This window comes from Dyella soli, from assembly GCF_054482295.1.
This window is the reverse complement of sequence record NZ_JBTFFU010000001.1, coordinates 2211899-2226350: the sequence shown is the minus strand read 5'-3', so window position 1 is coordinate 2226350 and position 14452 is coordinate 2211899. Positions and strand designations below refer to the sequence as shown.

Annotated in this window: 14 protein-coding genes; 11 read left to right on the top strand and 3 right to left on the bottom strand. The window is 61.3% G+C overall.

Going from position 1 to position 14452, the window contains the following annotated elements:
• Positions 1-90: 90 nt before the first annotated feature.
• Both ACXU4B_RS10270 and ACXU4B_RS10265 read right to left on the bottom strand, forming a co-directional pair.
• Positions 91-1065, bottom strand: coding sequence for a substrate-binding domain-containing protein (locus ACXU4B_RS10270; RefSeq protein WP_131410183.1), 975 nt, complete (start codon positions 1063-1065; stop codon positions 91-93).
• 299 nt (positions 1066-1364) lie between these two features.
• Positions 1365-2735 carry a Do family serine endopeptidase gene (locus ACXU4B_RS10265; RefSeq protein ID WP_131410181.1) on the bottom strand — a complete coding sequence of 457 codons (1371 nt, stop codon included), beginning with the start codon at positions 2733-2735 and terminating at the stop codon, positions 1365-1367.
• A gap of 366 nt (positions 2736-3101) precedes the next feature.
• Here ACXU4B_RS10265 and ACXU4B_RS10260 point away from each other — a divergent pair, with 366 nt between their 5' ends.
• The 10 genes from ACXU4B_RS10260 (at position 3102) to ACXU4B_RS10215 (ending at position 12777) form a co-directional block, all read left to right on the top strand.
• Positions 3102-5249: an adenosylcobalamin-dependent ribonucleoside-diphosphate reductase gene (locus ACXU4B_RS10260; RefSeq protein ID WP_131410179.1), complete on the top strand. Its 2148-nt coding sequence runs from the start codon at positions 3102-3104 to the stop codon at positions 5247-5249.
• Positions 5250-5364: 115 nt separating this feature from the next.
• Positions 5365-5979 carry a histidine biosynthesis protein HisIE gene (locus ACXU4B_RS10255; protein ID WP_205746550.1) on the top strand — a complete coding sequence of 205 codons (615 nt, stop codon included), beginning with the start codon at positions 5365-5367 and terminating at the stop codon, positions 5977-5979.
• Between the two features lie 227 nt (positions 5980-6206).
• Positions 6207-6944, top strand: coding sequence for a TSCPD domain-containing protein (locus ACXU4B_RS10250; protein ID WP_131410177.1), 738 nt, complete (start codon positions 6207-6209; stop codon positions 6942-6944).
• 185 nt (positions 6945-7129) lie between these two features.
• Positions 7130-7951: a hypothetical protein gene (locus ACXU4B_RS10245; RefSeq protein WP_131410175.1), complete on the top strand. Its 822-nt coding sequence runs from the start codon at positions 7130-7132 to the stop codon at positions 7949-7951.
• A gap of 202 nt (positions 7952-8153) precedes the next feature.
• Positions 8154-8999 (top strand): hypothetical protein, encoded by an 846-nt coding sequence (locus tag ACXU4B_RS10240; RefSeq protein WP_131410173.1) that lies wholly within the window; start codon positions 8154-8156, stop codon positions 8997-8999.
• Positions 9000-9058: 59 nt separating this feature from the next.
• A complete protein-coding gene (locus ACXU4B_RS10235) occupies positions 9059-9745 on the top strand; it encodes a hypothetical protein (protein ID WP_131410171.1) in 687 nt (228 codons plus the stop codon).
• A 196-nt stretch (positions 9746-9941) separates the two neighbouring features.
• On the top strand, positions 9942-10862 hold the full coding sequence (locus ACXU4B_RS10230; RefSeq protein WP_131410169.1) for a hypothetical protein: 921 nt from the start codon (positions 9942-9944) through the stop codon (positions 10860-10862).
• A gap of 112 nt (positions 10863-10974) precedes the next feature.
• Positions 10975-11292, top strand: coding sequence for a hypothetical protein (locus ACXU4B_RS10225; protein ID WP_131410167.1), 318 nt, complete (start codon positions 10975-10977; stop codon positions 11290-11292).
• Positions 11293-11399: 107 nt separating this feature from the next.
• A complete protein-coding gene (locus ACXU4B_RS10220; RefSeq protein ID WP_205746549.1) occupies positions 11400-11777 on the top strand; it encodes a hypothetical protein in 378 nt (125 codons plus the stop codon).
• Between the two features lie 118 nt (positions 11778-11895).
• Entirely contained in the window at positions 11896-12777 is an 882-nt protein-coding gene (locus tag ACXU4B_RS10215) for a hypothetical protein (RefSeq protein WP_131410165.1), read from the top strand.
• Between the two features lie 208 nt (positions 12778-12985).
• On the opposite strand, the gene ACXU4B_RS10210 is transcribed toward ACXU4B_RS10215, so the two are convergent.
• Positions 12986-13315 (bottom strand): hypothetical protein, encoded by a 330-nt coding sequence (locus tag ACXU4B_RS10210; protein WP_131410163.1) that lies wholly within the window; start codon positions 13313-13315, stop codon positions 12986-12988.
• Positions 13316-13840: 525 nt separating this feature from the next.
• Between ACXU4B_RS10210 and ACXU4B_RS10205 the strand changes: the two genes are divergently transcribed.
• A complete protein-coding gene (locus ACXU4B_RS10205) occupies positions 13841-14434 on the top strand; it encodes a BRCT domain-containing protein (RefSeq protein ID WP_165583181.1) in 594 nt (197 codons plus the stop codon).
• Positions 14435-14452 lie beyond the last annotated feature (18 nt).

Sequence of the window (14452 nt, the reverse complement as noted above, 5' to 3'; positions counted from 1 at the left end):
GCCGCCCTCAGTCGCCGCCGGCGGGCAGCATCGGATCGAACGCCGCTGTGGCGCGCGACCGATGCATGCAGCTCCCCGGCGGCGTCAGGGTCACCGTGCCGCTGCCGTCGGGACGGCGTCCTCGGCCGGCATCTTGAGGCCGATTTCGCTGAGGATCTTGGCGCGGCGCGCGTGATCCTGCTCGGCCAGGCCAGGCGCATCGGCGTATGGCACCAGCTGGTGCTGGCGGGCGAGTGCCTTGACCTGGTCGGTGCGCAGGAATTCCATGAACGCCTCGACCTGGGTGGCCTTCGAGCTGTTCTTGTTGGTCACCAGGTAGAGCGGGGTGTACAGCAGGTAGCTGCCGTCGGTCACCGTGGCGAGGCTCGGACGCGTGCCGTTGACGCTGACCATCTTCACCTTGCTGTTGGTCGCCACGCCGGACAGCGTGGTCACGCCCAGTGCATTCGGATCGAGCGTGACGGCTTCTTCCAGCTTGGCCGTGTTGACGTACAGGCGCGGAGCGGCCACCGGCTGGTTGCCGCGACCGAAGATCAGGCGGCGCAGGCTGTACTCGACACCGTCACCGGGGCTGGCCACGGCGTACAGGTTGATCGGCGCGTCCTTGCCGCCCAGTTCCTTCCAGTTGGTGATCTTGCCGAAGTAGATGTCGTGCAGCTGCTTGACGGTGAGGTTGCTCACGCCATTGGACGGATGGTCGATCATCACCAGCGCGTCATAGGCGACCGGCGTGAACACCAGGTCGCTCTCGGCGCCACCGGCGCTGCCGCGTGCGCTGCCGGCGACGTCGGCGAGGCCGTGGGCCACGGCGTCCAGGCCCGAGGCGGTGTTGAACGGCTGGATCTCGAAGCGGCCCTTGCCGCTCTTCTCCCAGGCCTTGGCCACGTCGTCGACCACGCCACGGGCGGTGGCGTAGTCACCACGCCAGATCAGTGCGGGTGCGGTGGAAGCCTTGGCGGGTGCCTTGGCCTTGGTCTTGCCGGCGGCGGCGGCTGCGTATGCGCCGCTGGCGGCGCAGGCGCTGAGCAGCGCGACGATGAGTAGGCGGGAAATGCGATGGGACATGGCGGTTGTGAACCCCGGATGCTGATGATGGTGTTCGCGAGCCGCCTTAATCGGGCGCGCGTGCAGGAAGTGTGTAGCCAGGCTATTTCAGCTAGCTCGACACCAAACATCAAGCGCAAACACGTGCGCAAACCATTGAAAAACGCGATGCGGCGCACGCTGTACTCAAGCCGTTCATCGGGGGTTGCGCGTCTCAGCGGGGGCCATACCGTCGCAGTTGGAGTGCGACGAGTGCGGCCCCGGCTGCTGCGCGCATCCGCGCCTGCCTAGCGGCGACGAACGGCGACGTTGCCGTTCGCCTAGCGAATATCCACGTAGCGCACGCCGTCGTCGTCGGACACCACCAGCACGAGCTGGCGCGGATTGACGCCGGCGAGCCGGCTCATCGTGCGCAAGTCAGGTACGCGCAAGTTGCCCACGCCGATCACGATGTCGTTGGACTGCAGCCCCGCCTGCGCGGCGCGACTGCCGGCGCGCACCGAAATCACGCCCACGCCCGCGATGCCCTGGCCGCGCAGGTTCTGCGGGAGATCGCTGAAGGTCACCCCGGCCAGCCGTGCATCGAGCTTGGCGCCGTCGAGCGTGGCGAGCTTCTCGGGCACCAGCTTCGCGGTGACTTCGCGCGCGCTGCCGTTGCGCTGCACGCTCAGCTTCACCGCGCTGCCGATGGGCAGCAGGCCTTCGGCGTTGCGCAGCTCTTGTGCGTTGCGCAACGGCTTGCCGTCGACCGCCGTGATCACGTCGCCCACCTGGATCTCGGCGCCCTCGGCGGCGGAGCCGGTCGTCACGCGCGTGACCACCACGCCGCTGGTGTCCTTCAGGCCCAGCACCTGGGCGATGCGCGGGGTGATGTCCTGCGTCTCCAGTCCCAGGTTGCCGCGGTTGACCTTGCCGTGGGCGATCAGCTGCTGCATCACCTCGCCGCTGAGATTGGTCGGGATGGCAAAGCCGATGCCGACGTTGCCGCCGGACGGCGAGAAGATCATGGTGTTGATGCCCACCAGTTCGCCGCGCAGGTTCACCAGTGCGCCGCCGGAATTGCCGGGGTTGATCGAAGCATCGGTCTGGATGAAGTCCTCGTAGCCGGTGCCGCCGAGCCCGCTGCGGCCCAGCGCGGACACGATGCCCGAGGTCACCGTCTGGCCCAGGCCGAACGGGTTGCCCACCGCCACGACGAAATCGCCCACGCGCAGCCTGGCCGAATCGGCCATCGGCAACGCCTGCAGGCCGCTGGCCTGGATCTGCACCACGGCCACGTCGGTATCCGGGTCGGTGCCGACCAGGCGGCCCTTGAAGTTGCGTCCGTCCTGCAGCGTCACCGTGATGTCGTCGGCGCCGCCCACCACATGGTTATTGGTGAGCACATAGCCCTTGGCGGCATCGACGATCACGCCCGAGCCCAGGCTCTGTTCCACCCGTTGGCGCGCCTGGCCCTGCAGGCCGAAGAACTGGCGGAACATCGGGTCTTCGAAGAACGGGTTGCGCACCTGCACGCGCGTCTTGGTGGAGATGTTCACCACCGCCGGCGTCACCTTCTCCAGCATGGGCGCCAGCGAGGGCAGTGGCTGGCCGTCGATCGACGGCGGCAACGCGGCGTGGCCGGCCAGCGGTGTCGCGGCAACCAGGGCGAGGCACAGCGCGGCCAGACGGCGGGCGAGGCGGGCAAACATGGACGCTCCTTTCGCTATGGAATCAACCGTCGTTCGACTCGGCGCAGCGGTGGCGGTTCCGTCAGCCGACGCCGACAAAACCACTTTACATCGACGCATGCGAGGGGTAACTTTCACTTCCGTTCACGACCACAACATCTTGTGTAACCAAGCCGGGATCAAACCCAAGAGCTGGTGTCACAAGGCCTCTCTCAGGGGGAGCTGTCGTAGGTCAGGGGGAGTTGTCGGAGGTCAAGGCATGGAACGTCGGGTCGGGCCGCTGTGCTGGCTTGGTTTTTTCCGGTGCATGGCCTGACGTGGACGGCTTAGCCGAGTAAAACAAAAACCAACGGGGCCGCAAGGCCGTACCGCGAGGTCAGGAAGCCGATGAGCACCATGCGTGCACCAGCCGTAATTCGTGATACCGCAGCCATTCCGCTGCAGCCGGCGTCCTACGACATCTGGGACAAGAAATACCGCCTCAAGGCCAAGTCGGGCGAGCCCGTCGACGGCAGCGTCGACGAGACCTACCAGCGCGTGGCCCGCGCCCTGTCCGAGGTGGAAGCCACCCCGGAGCTGCGCGAGCACTGGTTCGAGCGATTCCTGTGGGCGCTGCGCCGCGGTGCGATTCCCGCCGGCCGCATCACCTCCAATGCCGGCGCGCTGGAACACAAGCCCGCCACCTCCACCATCAACTGCACCGTGTCGGGCACCATCCGCGACTCCATGGACGACATCCTGGAGAAGGTGCACGAGGCGGGCCTCACGCTGAAGGCCGGCTGCGGCATCGGCTATGAGTTCTCCACGCTGCGTCCGCGCGGCGCGTACGTGTCGGGCGCCGGTGCGTACACTTCCGGCCCGCTGTCCTTCATGGATATCTACGACAAGATGTGCTTCACCGTGTCGTCGGCCGGTGGCCGTCGCGGCGCGCAGATGGGCACCTTCGACGTGGCCCATCCGGACGTGAAGGAATTCATCCGCGCCAAGCGCGAAGACGGCCGCCTGCGCCAGTTCAACCTGTCCCTGCTGGTTACCGACGGCTTCATGCAGGCGGTGGAGCACGACCAGGACTGGCCGCTGGTGTTCCCGATCCATGTCAAGGAACAGGGCGAGATCGACCTGGCCGACGCCGCCAAGGTCGTGTGGCGCGAATGGCCCACCCACGAGAACTACGTGGAGCGCGAGGACGGCCTGGTCGCCTGCAAGGTCTACGGGCACATCCGTGCGCGGCACCTGTGGGACATGATCATGGTGTCCACCTATGACTATGCCGAGCCGGGTTTCATCCTGATCGACAAGGTCAACGAGATGAACAACAACTGGTGGTGCGAGCACATCCGCGCCACCAACCCGTGCGGCGAGCAGCCGCTGCCGCCGTACGGCTCGTGCCTGCTGGGCTCGGTCAACCTCACCACCTTCGTGCGCGACCCGTTCGGCCCCAAGGCCCGCTTCGACTGGGACGAATACCGCGAAGTGGTCAAGGTGTTCACCCGCATGCTCGACAACGTGGTGGAGATCAACGGCCTGCCGCTGCCGCAGCAGCGCGACGAGATCCTCTCCAAGCGTCGCCACGGCATGGGCTTCCTGGGCCTGGGCACCACGCTGACCATGCTCAAGATGCGCTACGGCACCGCCGAGTCGGTGTCTTTCACCGAGGACGTCTCCCGCGAGATGGCCGTGGCCGGCTGGGAAGTCGCCCTCGACCTTGCCCGCGAAAAGGGCCCGGCCCCGGTGCTGCTGCGCGACTACACCGTCACCGGCGACATGCTGCGCAAGCGTCCGGAGATGGTCACCGACGGCTACAAGGTGGGTGACACCATTCCGGGCCGCCTGCTGCACGCCAAGTACAGCCGCTACATGCAGCGCATTGCCAGCGTGGCCCCGAACCTGGTGGCCGAGCTGGCCGAGACCGGCGCGCGCTTCACCCACCACAGCTCGATCGCGCCCACCGGCACCATCTCGCTGTCGCTGGCCAACAACGCCAGCAACGGCATCGAGCCGAGCTTTGCCCACCATTATTCGCGCAACGTGATCCGCGAAGGCCGCAAGACCAAGGAAAAGGTCGAGGTCTTCAGCTACGAGCTGCTGGCCTACCGCGCGCTGATCAACGCGGACGCCATGCCGTTCTCCAGCGAGGCCCACGCCAAGCTGCCGGACTACTTCGTTTCGGCCGACGACATCTCGCCGAAGGAGCACGTGGACATCCAGGCCGCCGCCCAGCTGTGGGTGGACTCGTCCATCTCCAAGACGGCGAACGTGCCCACGGACTACCCGTACGAAGACTTCAAGGACATCTATTTTTACGCTTACAAGCAGGGTCTGAAGGGCTGCACGACCTTCCGTTTCAACCCCGCCGCCTTCCAGGGCGTGCTGGTCAAGGAAGCGGATCTTGAGAGCACCCTCTATCGCTTCGAATTGGAAGACGGTAGCGTTGTGGAACTGAAAGGCAACGAAGAAGTGGAATACGACGGCGAAATGCATACCGCCGCCAACCTGTTCGATGCCTTGAAGGAAGGGTATTACGGAAAGTTCTAAACTCGCTGCCGGGACCTGGCCTCCAGGTGCCGGCATGCTTGCGAAAGCTGTTTCGGGTACCTAGAGGCAAGGCTCACTACAAGTTCCAAAATCCACGTCGGAGGGGATTACAAGCATGTCCATCGATACCGAAGTCGCAATGAAAGAAGACGTCGCACTGGTTGTTGATGCGCCGGTGGAGGTTGCCGCAGTCGCTGTGACGCCGGCCGCCCCCAAGAAGGCCCGTGCCAAGAAGAAGTCGGCTCCGGCCAAGAAGGCAGCTCCGGCCAAGAAGGCTGCGAAGAAGGCGGTGAAGAAGACCGCCAAGAAGGCTGCTGCCAAGAAGGTCGCGAAGAAGGCCGTGAAGAAGGCGGTGAAGAAGACCGTCAAGAAGGCCGCCGCCAAGAAGGTCGCCAAGAAGGCGGTCAAGAAGGCAGCTGCCAAGAAGGTCGCCAAGAAGGTCGCCAAGAAGGCGGTCAAGAAGGGCGCCCGCAAGGCGGTCAAGAAGGCCGTGGCCAAGCGCGTTGCCAAGAAGGTGGCACGCAAGGCCGTCAAGAAGGCCGTCGCCCGCAAGGTCGCAAAGAAGGTCAGCAGCAAGAAGACGGCCAAGAAGGCCGCAGTAAGGAAGGTGGCCAAGAAGGTCGCCGGCAAGAAGGCCGCCAAGGCGGTCAAGAGGTCCACTGCCAGCAAGAAGGCAGGCGTGAAGAAGGCGGTCCGCAAGGTCGCCAAGAAAACCGCCCGCCGCAAGTAAGCCGTACCGCGGTCCGGCCCGGCGCTAACCCGCCGGGCCGGGTCGTTCCAGAGTCACCGACAGGACCCAAGGGAACAGGACGCTTCAGTCGTCCCGTCATTCCTGCGAAAGCAGGAACCCAGCGCCTTTAAGGCCCTGGCCCCAGTCCCAACATAAGGGACTACGGCCCTCCTGCCGACCACCCAAGCCGTCGCGCGCCGCCAACTACTCCAAAAGAAGCACACACCATGGCGATCAAGATCGAAAAGAAGATCAAGGGCTACAACGTCGTCAAGCCCGAGGACAAGGCCGCGCCCGCCGCCGCTGCCGCCCCTGCCGCTTCCAAGGAAGCGCCCAAGGCGGAAGTGATCCAGATGCACGAGAGCCTGGAGCGTCCCGAGACGCTGGTCGGCTCCACCTACAAGATCAAGTCGCCGCTGTTCGAGCATGCGTTGTACGTCACCGTCAACGACATCGTGCTCAACGCCGGCACCCCGTACGAACAGCGCCGCCCCTTCGAGATCTTCATCAACTCGAAGAACATGGACCACTTCCAGTGGATCGTGGCGCTCACCCGCATCACCTCCGCCGTGTTCCGCAAGGGCGGCGACGTCACCTTCCTGGTGGAAGAGATGAAGGCCGTGTTCGACCCGCGCGGCGGCTACTTCAAGGCCGGTGGCGTCTACATGCCCTCCATCGTGGCCGAGATCGGCACCGTCATCGAGCAGCACATGAAGATGATCGGCCTGATCCACGACCCGGAGATGGACGAATCCACCCGCAAGCTGGTCGCCGAAAAGCGCGCCGCCTACGAGGCAGCTGCCAGCGGCAAGAAGTCCGCTGCCGCCACCACCGACGCCCCCGCCGAAGCCTCCACCGGCTTCCCGGCCGGCGCAACCCTCTGCGCCAAGTGCAACACCCAGGCGCTGGTGCTGATGGACGGCTGCCAGACTTGCTTGAATTGTGGGTATAGCAAGTGTGGCTGAGATTGGCTTGTAGGTACTGACATGCGTCCAGAGAAGGCGGCAGTGATGCCGCCTTTTTTTTTGCACCGATTGTCGAAGACGACCGTGCGTCGATTGAGATGGTGAGCTACGTTGTCAGATGAAATTGCCCCCTTGATTTCAACGTTGCGTCGCACTTCTCTTCAAACTTCACTGGGGCTCTAGCTATGGCCTGGATTCCTGCAATTACAACGACGTCGCTATTCGCGGCAGGGCTCTGGTTAGCGCGCAACCTCATATCGACGCGTCTGACGAAACGTGTCGAGCATGAGTTCAATGAAAAGCTCGAAAAGACTCGCGCGGACTACAGACGGGGCGAGGACGAGCTCCGTGCAGTCCTGCAGGCAAGAGCGGCTGAAATCGAGGCTCTAAGGGCTGGCGCCCTCGCCACAATGTCCACACGACAGGCTGCTATCGACAAGCGTCGTCTCGAGGGGGTGGACCAGGTTTGGGCATCAGTAATGGCGTTGGGCCAGGTAAGGGTTTTGGCTGCGTCGCTTTCCGCAATAAGGGTTGATGTCATTGGGGAAATGGCAGGGCGTGACGAGAAGGTTCTTCGATTCGTTGAAATGCTTGGTTTCGGATTCGATCCAAAAAAGTTGGATCATGCTAGCGCTGCTAAGGCGCGGCCATTCGTCTCGCCCATGGTATGGGCCGTGTACTCAGCAATGCAGGCAGTGGCTAGCCATGCTGTCATTCAATGGCATGCCCTAAAGAACGGCGTCAATCCCAATGGTCTTCTAGATGAAGGTAAGATCAAAAATCTCATTAAGGTCGCCTTACCTCACTACGGCGACTATATCGATAAGCATGGAGCGGAGGCCTTCTACTACACACTTGACGCGTTAGAAGCTCAACTTCTAGTTGAGATACAGAAGATGCTAAATGGCGCCGAGGATGATAAGGCCAGCATGGACCGTGCCGCTGACATTCTTCGGCATTCTAAAGAGCTTATGAGGGTGGCCGCGACAGCTACTCCAGCAGCCTAAGTGTTAGCGGGGCCGCACAGGACGGAGTCAGGTATGAGCAACGCCATTGGTTACGCCGAGCGATGCTTGCCTGGAAGGCATATGCCGCCGCAAAGTCCGGCGGGTGATGGTGCGCATTGCTGCGTCTAATTCTAGAAGACGTCCGACAATCTATTTTCAATGTGCACAGTGCGATTGTCTATCTGTCGATATCAGAGGCTGCATGAAACGGAACTGGTCGCCGGCAAAGAGCGTGCTTTTACTTCTTGGCCTATTCTTCATTCTATCTATTTCAACAAGCCTAATAGGCTTGGAGCGGCATCTAATTTCATTAAATGAGAGCCAGGTTCTTTATCTGTTTTCTACCTCCGCGCAGGTGATAGCTGGGATATATGGCTTGACCATCACGGGGTTTATCTTCTTTCGAAACGAACTTAGTCGCGAGGAGTTTGAAGATGAGACGTTGATGGACGTCGTGGAGAGCCTGAAGCGGCGATATTCGTTACTTCTCCTGTTTGTTACTGCCTTTGTTTTACTTACTTTGCTCCTATCCAATTTGGCAATAGCATATGAAGCTTACGGTGAGCCAACAGTCCGCACTATTATTGTGAACACGGCTCAATCGTCGTTTGTCGTAAGTCTTCTTGCCATAACCTATTTTATCTTCGACGTTATAGCACCCAAGAGAATTCAAGCGGCTAGTCAGCGCCTTCAAAATAAACTGGACCCCAGTCGCTCGAGTGAAACTAAGGGAGGGCTAGAGGCGTTTTTGAGGAACTATAATCAGATTGAGGATCTGCTCTTCGCTGCTGGGGATCCGTATAAGGCTTTTTCGACCATTGCATATAGGACCACCTCGCAGAGGCGATTATCGAATTCTAGGCTGGCGGACATTTTGTATCGCAATAACAAGATCGACGCTCGCCTCCTTGATAGGCTCAAGGATTTGATCACTCTTCGCAATTCAATAATTCACGGTGCGGACCCCGTGGTAAGTGAGACCGTCGTTGAAAAGTCGAGTCTGGTTCTCAGCGCTTTAAGAGCGGCCTTGGAAAGCACGAGTGGGTAGTGGGAGGAAAGGGGACAGGTTCTCTTATCGGCTTGGAACGAAGGAAAAGGGGGAAGAAGATGTCGCTTTCAAGTGAGCAGGCGCTCAGGCAGGAGCTTGGGCGGGATGAGCGGTTGCTTTGGAATGGGGTGCCGAAACAGGGGCTGCTCTTCCGTGCCAGTGATCTCCTGGCGGTACCATTCAGCCTGCTGTGGGGCGGCTTCGCGATCTTTTGGGAGTACTCGGTGACTTCCGCCAAGGACGCGCCAGTCATCATGGAGCTGTGGGGCATCCCTTTTGTGTTGATCGGCTTGTACATGATCGTCGGGCGTTTCTTTGCCGACGCCTACCTGCGCAAGCGCACCGTCTATGGCGTCACCGATCAGCGCGTGATCATTCTCAGCGGCCTGTTCAATCGCGAGGTGAAGAGTCTGGCGCTGACGACGCTCAGCGATATCACCTTCACCGGGCGATCCGATCAGCGCGGCACCATCACCTTCGGTCCAAGCGTCTTCGGACTTTCCATGATGGGCAGTGCCCCATGGCCGGGCGCGGGCAAGCGCATCTTTGACGCCACGCTCGGCGCTACCCACCTGGTCAGCGGCGGGTGGAACAGCAACCAGTACAAGGTAGAAAGAGCCGGCGAACCTGGGGCGACAGTCACGCTGGACTCCGACGGCCCCATCCATGCGATGCTGCTTGTCTCTCTCCTTCTGTGGCGCTCGACACCTACGAAGGCCCACGGGATCACGGTGAGCGCGCACTAGTGGCCATCTTCGAGTTGGCAAACAAGGGGATGGCACATCTCACCAGCGCATTGCCTGAGGGATATACAAACGTTGATCTGGAAATCGCCAGCAAGGGCATCCGCGTGCTGATTGGGAACAACCTTTACGCCAAGCTGGGCAGAGATATTCCTGAACCTCCTAGGCCGGATTCCGGGTATCGGGGAGCGAACAGACGATGAATAGGTTGCCGGCAAATACCAAGGCCTATTTCATCAAGCTGGGCGAAGGAGGTGAATGGGAACATCTCTGCTTGGAAACCGGAACGATCAGGTTTGGCTATAGCCCCACGCCGCTGGACCTGTGCGTGAGCGGAGACTGGGAAGGAGTTCAGGAGTTTTGGGCCGAAAGGCGAAAGAACGCAAGCACGGGAAAGAACGATGCTCGCCAAATCCAGACGTTCTTTGAGGCCGACGAAAGCGCCATCTTCGTTACTTTCGCCAAGGGATATCTCTGGTGGTGTCATCCGAACGGCGTTCCGGGGACCGATCTTGAAAAGGATGGGGCCCGCGTGCGTCAAACTGTAGCTGGATGGAAGAAGACGAGCCTTGGCGGTGAGCCGCTTTTGGTGAGCCGACTCTCGGGCAAATTGACTAGAACTCAGATGTATCGAGGGACAATTTGCGAAGTGGCCGAAACGGCCTATCTGCTGCGCAGAATCAACGACGAACAGACTCCGGAACTTGTGGCAGCAGAGGCCACCGAAAAGGTGTTGCTAGATCAGATCCTGGCGATGGTTCGACTGCTCGCCCCGCTGGATTTCGAACTGATGGTCGAGCTTATCTTTGCGCACAGCGGCTGGCGGAGACAGACGCGAACGGGCGGCTCACAGAAGACGGTGGACTTGGACTTGCTGTTGCCTACCACCGGCGAGCGAGCCTTCGTACAAGTGAAATCCACGACGAATACCAAGCAGTTCGACGGGTACGCCGACACCTTTGCGGGGACGGACGCCCACGCCCGCATGTTTTACGTCTGGCACTCCGGCGTCATTCACCGGGATCCTCCACCCAACATCACGTTCTGGGGTCCGGGTGTCATTGCCAGCAAGGTGCTGGAGGCTGGTCTCCTTGCCTGGCTTAAAGATCGCATTTCCTGAGCTTCATCCCTGACCGCCTAGCCATCTACCCAACAAGAGGGGTCAGCGACATTAAATTGAGAAATGTCTCTGACCCCATTCCCTCATCAATCCATCAAGCCACGGAGGGCACATGCGACACGGCATCATCAAGCTGACGCAGGGCAATCTCAACAACGATCACCTGTATCTCACCGGCATCATGGACCTGTTCCCCGCGGCCTCGGTCGGCGGCAGTTCGGACGCCGAGCGGGCCCCTCAGTTGCTGGAAGTGCATTCCGGCATCGGTGAGCCGGTTGTCACGGATATCGCCGGCGACAAGAAAATCTTCCGGCGGCGCGCCTGGGTGGGCGAATTCTTCGAGAGGCACCAACTCAAGGCCGGCGACTGCGTCGTGGTCGAGCAGACGGGGCCGCATCGTTACCACGTCTACCCGCAACGTAGCGTCTGATCAAGAACAGGCCGGAAATGGTGCCAGGGTCAATTACCCGTGCCAGGTTGATTCCTGAGCAAATTGTCCCTGACACGATTTTTGCCGTAAGCACCAGGAGATTCTTCGTGAGCTTGCCGCGATTGACTTCCATCGATATCGACGGCTGGATGATTGACGACGGCGAGGTCGCGCATGCCGCCGCACCAGAAACGTATTGGATACCCTCCCTGGCGGATCGTTTATCCATTCGGCCCGGGGATCTGGCGAAGATCCGGTTTTACATCCGCGTCGCCGAAGAAGGGGGCGAGGTGGTCGACCTTGGCGAGCGCATGTGGGTGCAGGTAACAGGCCGCCTGGATGATTGGTATCGTGGCGAGCTGGACAATCAGCCTTCTTGCACCGACGACATCACCCCTGGGTTGGAGGTCTGGTTTCAGTCGAGGCACGTCATCAACATCCTTCGGTGTGATGATCCCGCTCAAGGTGCCTCCGAAGCGGGTTAAGGAAAAGGCGTCAGGGGCAATTTAGGAGTTTCCAAAGGGAAATGAGCCCGTATTGGGGCCTACACCCTGTTCCCACTTCATCGTTCTCAGTTTTCGGGCTTCTACCGCAAGGACCCCTATGAGCAGGATCGCTGTAGCAGTGGTATGGATATGCGCGCTGCTGTCTTCCGCTTCGCATGCCATGGATTCCGCCTCTGCGGCCTATCTGGCGGCGAGGGACAAGGCCATTGCGGAGATCAACAGCAGCCACTTGTCTGATGCGGAGTTGGATCAGAAGAACAAGGAAGCGCTGCAGCAGTTACAGGGCATGATGCAGGGGATAGTCGGACCCATCCATCTGGCGGGCTTTCCGACTAACGGCACCTACAGCGTCGAGACGCTGTTCCAGGAACTGGGCTTTGGCGGGCTGGATGGCATCGCCGTCAACTCTTTCGATGGAAAGGCCAGGGCGGTCGTGACGACGGTGCCGTTACTCCAGGTGTGGCTCCGGGACACCCCCGATCTTCTGAAGCACCCGCCGAAGCGAGGTACGGCTGACTTCGGCGAGGCGTTTGCCTCCGAAGATTTTCATTCTATGGCCGTCGGCGACGATGACGTTCACTTCTATAAATACGCAGAGCTACCCGTCTTCCAGGGTGTCGGTTTGGCCCGAGCAATGCTGTACGTTCCGGCGCAGGACGACCCTGCACCCGCGTCGCCGGAAGGTGTCCTGGTTGCGGTGATGAAGGGAGACAAAGTTGTGCTGTTTAGGAAGTTGCTCGTAGCGCCCGCCATCCCCGAATGCGCGGCGGCGTTCGCAGAGGACAGCAAAAAAGCACTGGCCCGGGAGGCCGCTTACGCCGCTGCGAGGGCAAGGAATGACCCCTCGGCTTCCGATGTTGACTGGTACGGGCAGGCAAGCAACGCGTTCATTCGCTGCTATGCCCGGCGCTTGCCTGGAACGGCTGCGTATCCAGCGCTCGTTCGTGAGGCACAAACGCTGGTCGATCTGGTCAATTGAAGCGCCGATCGCGCTTGTGCTCGCGTGGCGCGAGGATGCCAACAACACAGAAAGCAACGGCCCATGTTGGCGTCAGGCACGGCGAATCGAGGGATCATCGCTTTCGGCGATCCGTGTAGGGGATCAACAGGTAGCGGCGTGCGGTATCGCCAGGTGCGGTGCATCGCCGGGTTGGCCGATGCACCGCGGGGACGATCATCGGACTCGCTTACGCGTTCGCTTTCTGCTTGCCGGCGAGCTGGAGTGCGTACAGTTCGAGACACCGAATGGCGACGCTCACGCCTTCCTTGAACATCGGTGTGAGCGGCCATGCCATGGGTTCTGCGTGGATATGCCTTTCCCGGGCCACGCGGAACCGTTCGTCCTCGAGCCACAGTTGTGCCAGCGCGTGGTGCGCCAACGCTATGTCATCGAGGGTGGAGAGGCGCATCGAATGTGCCGGACCGGACGTTGGCCGGTCGGCGGCGGAGCCCGCGGTGAACGCGTCGTCCGTCGGGTACGACGGGCGTGCGGGTGCCGTATGATCGTGGACAGCCATGATCAACTCTCGTCTAGTTGGTAATGGTTAGCGGGTCGTAGGTGCTCGTTACACCTGCGGCCCGCGCCTCATGACATTGCTGCCATGGTCACTCGCGTTGCCCCGTGAAGAACGCCGCGAGTGACACGCCGAAATTAGCAAATGCAAGTCTCGCCGCCTGTCAGGGCTTGCCGACGCGGCACATGCGTTGATGGGACAGGGGCGTCGTCGTCCATGGACTTCCCTCGGCGTTGGCATCAAGGGCCAGCCTTGGGACGCCCCCGGATCTGGAACGACGCGCGGCGAACGTGGCCCTGTTCTTCGCCGCGCTTTACGACCGCGTGAAAACCCGGTGAAGGGCACCGGCGCATGCCTTGTGCATCGGATGGCTTGCGCCTTGCGCAGTCGCTGCATTCGGTACGATATTGCTGATCCGCGCGCACCTGCGTCGAAAGTCGAGCCATCGCTGCGCGCATGGAACTGGTTGTGTGCTGATGCGGAGTCACTGCGATGGGGATTTTCAGCTCTCGCGCACCTATCCCGACGATGTCCGATCGTGCACGGCAAGACCGCTGCACCGACGAGCTCATTGGCATCTGCCGAGGCATTCTTGCCGACGGTACCGTCAACCTGCAGGAAGCCCGTTTCCTGCTGGACTGGCTCGAACGCCACCGCGAATTCATCGGTGTCTATCCTTTCAATGTCCTGTACCAGCGTGTCCAGGGCGCCATGTTCGACGGCGTGCTCGACAGCGACGAGGAAAAGGACTTGCTCGACGTGCTGGTCCGGACGGTCGGGGGCGAGTCGCATGCGGCAGGCAGCTCCGCCAGCCTGTCGACCGCACTTCCATTCGACAACCCGCCGCCCGAGATCACCTTTGCCGGGCACGTCTTTGCCGTGACCGGCGTCTTTTCCTTCGGGCAGCGCAGGGATGTGGTGGAAGCCATCCAGCGTCGCGGAGGCCAGGTGAAGCCGACCGTTTCGAAGAGCGTGCGATTCCTCGTCGTCGGCGAGATCGGCTCGCGCGACTGGACCCACTCCTGCTTCGGGCGAAAGATCGAAGAGGCGATGGCCCTGCGGGCCGAAGGCCAGAACCTGTCGATCGTTTCCGAGGAGCTGTGGTCGCGGTCGCTCAGGTGACCTGATCGACCTGCAGAA

What these genes read in the sequence shown, in the direction of transcription:
- ACXU4B_RS10260 (WP_131410179.1), top strand. Translation starts at nt 3,102, where the DNA reads ATGAGCACCATGCGTGCACCAGCCGTAATTCGTGATACCGCAGCCATT.
- ACXU4B_RS10225 (WP_131410167.1), top strand. Translation starts at nt 10,975, where the DNA reads ATGCGACACGGCATCATCAAGCTGACGCAGGGCAATCTCAACAACGAT.
- ACXU4B_RS10265 (WP_131410181.1), bottom strand. Translation starts at nt 2,735, where the DNA reads ATGTTTGCCCGCCTCGCCCGCCGTCTGGCCGCGCTGTGCCTCGCCCTG.
- ACXU4B_RS10210 (WP_131410163.1), bottom strand. Translation starts at nt 13,315, where the DNA reads ATGGCTGTCCACGATCATACGGCACCCGCACGCCCGTCGTACCCGACG.
- ACXU4B_RS10240 (WP_131410173.1), top strand. Translation starts at nt 8,154, where the DNA reads ATGAAACGGAACTGGTCGCCGGCAAAGAGCGTGCTTTTACTTCTTGGC.
- ACXU4B_RS10250 (WP_131410177.1), top strand. Translation starts at nt 6,207, where the DNA reads ATGGCGATCAAGATCGAAAAGAAGATCAAGGGCTACAACGTCGTCAAG.
- ACXU4B_RS10205 (WP_165583181.1), top strand. Translation starts at nt 13,841, where the DNA reads ATGTCCGATCGTGCACGGCAAGACCGCTGCACCGACGAGCTCATTGGC.
- ACXU4B_RS10270 (WP_131410183.1), bottom strand. Translation starts at nt 1,065, where the DNA reads ATGTCCCATCGCATTTCCCGCCTACTCATCGTCGCGCTGCTCAGCGCC.
- ACXU4B_RS10215 (WP_131410165.1), top strand. Translation starts at nt 11,896, where the DNA reads ATGAGCAGGATCGCTGTAGCAGTGGTATGGATATGCGCGCTGCTGTCT.
- ACXU4B_RS10230 (WP_131410169.1), top strand. Translation starts at nt 9,942, where the DNA reads ATGAATAGGTTGCCGGCAAATACCAAGGCCTATTTCATCAAGCTGGGC.
- ACXU4B_RS10255 (WP_205746550.1), top strand. Translation starts at nt 5,365, where the DNA reads ATGTCCATCGATACCGAAGTCGCAATGAAAGAAGACGTCGCACTGGTT.
- ACXU4B_RS10245 (WP_131410175.1), top strand. Translation starts at nt 7,130, where the DNA reads ATGGCCTGGATTCCTGCAATTACAACGACGTCGCTATTCGCGGCAGGG.
- ACXU4B_RS10235 (WP_131410171.1), top strand. Translation starts at nt 9,059, where the DNA reads ATGTCGCTTTCAAGTGAGCAGGCGCTCAGGCAGGAGCTTGGGCGGGAT.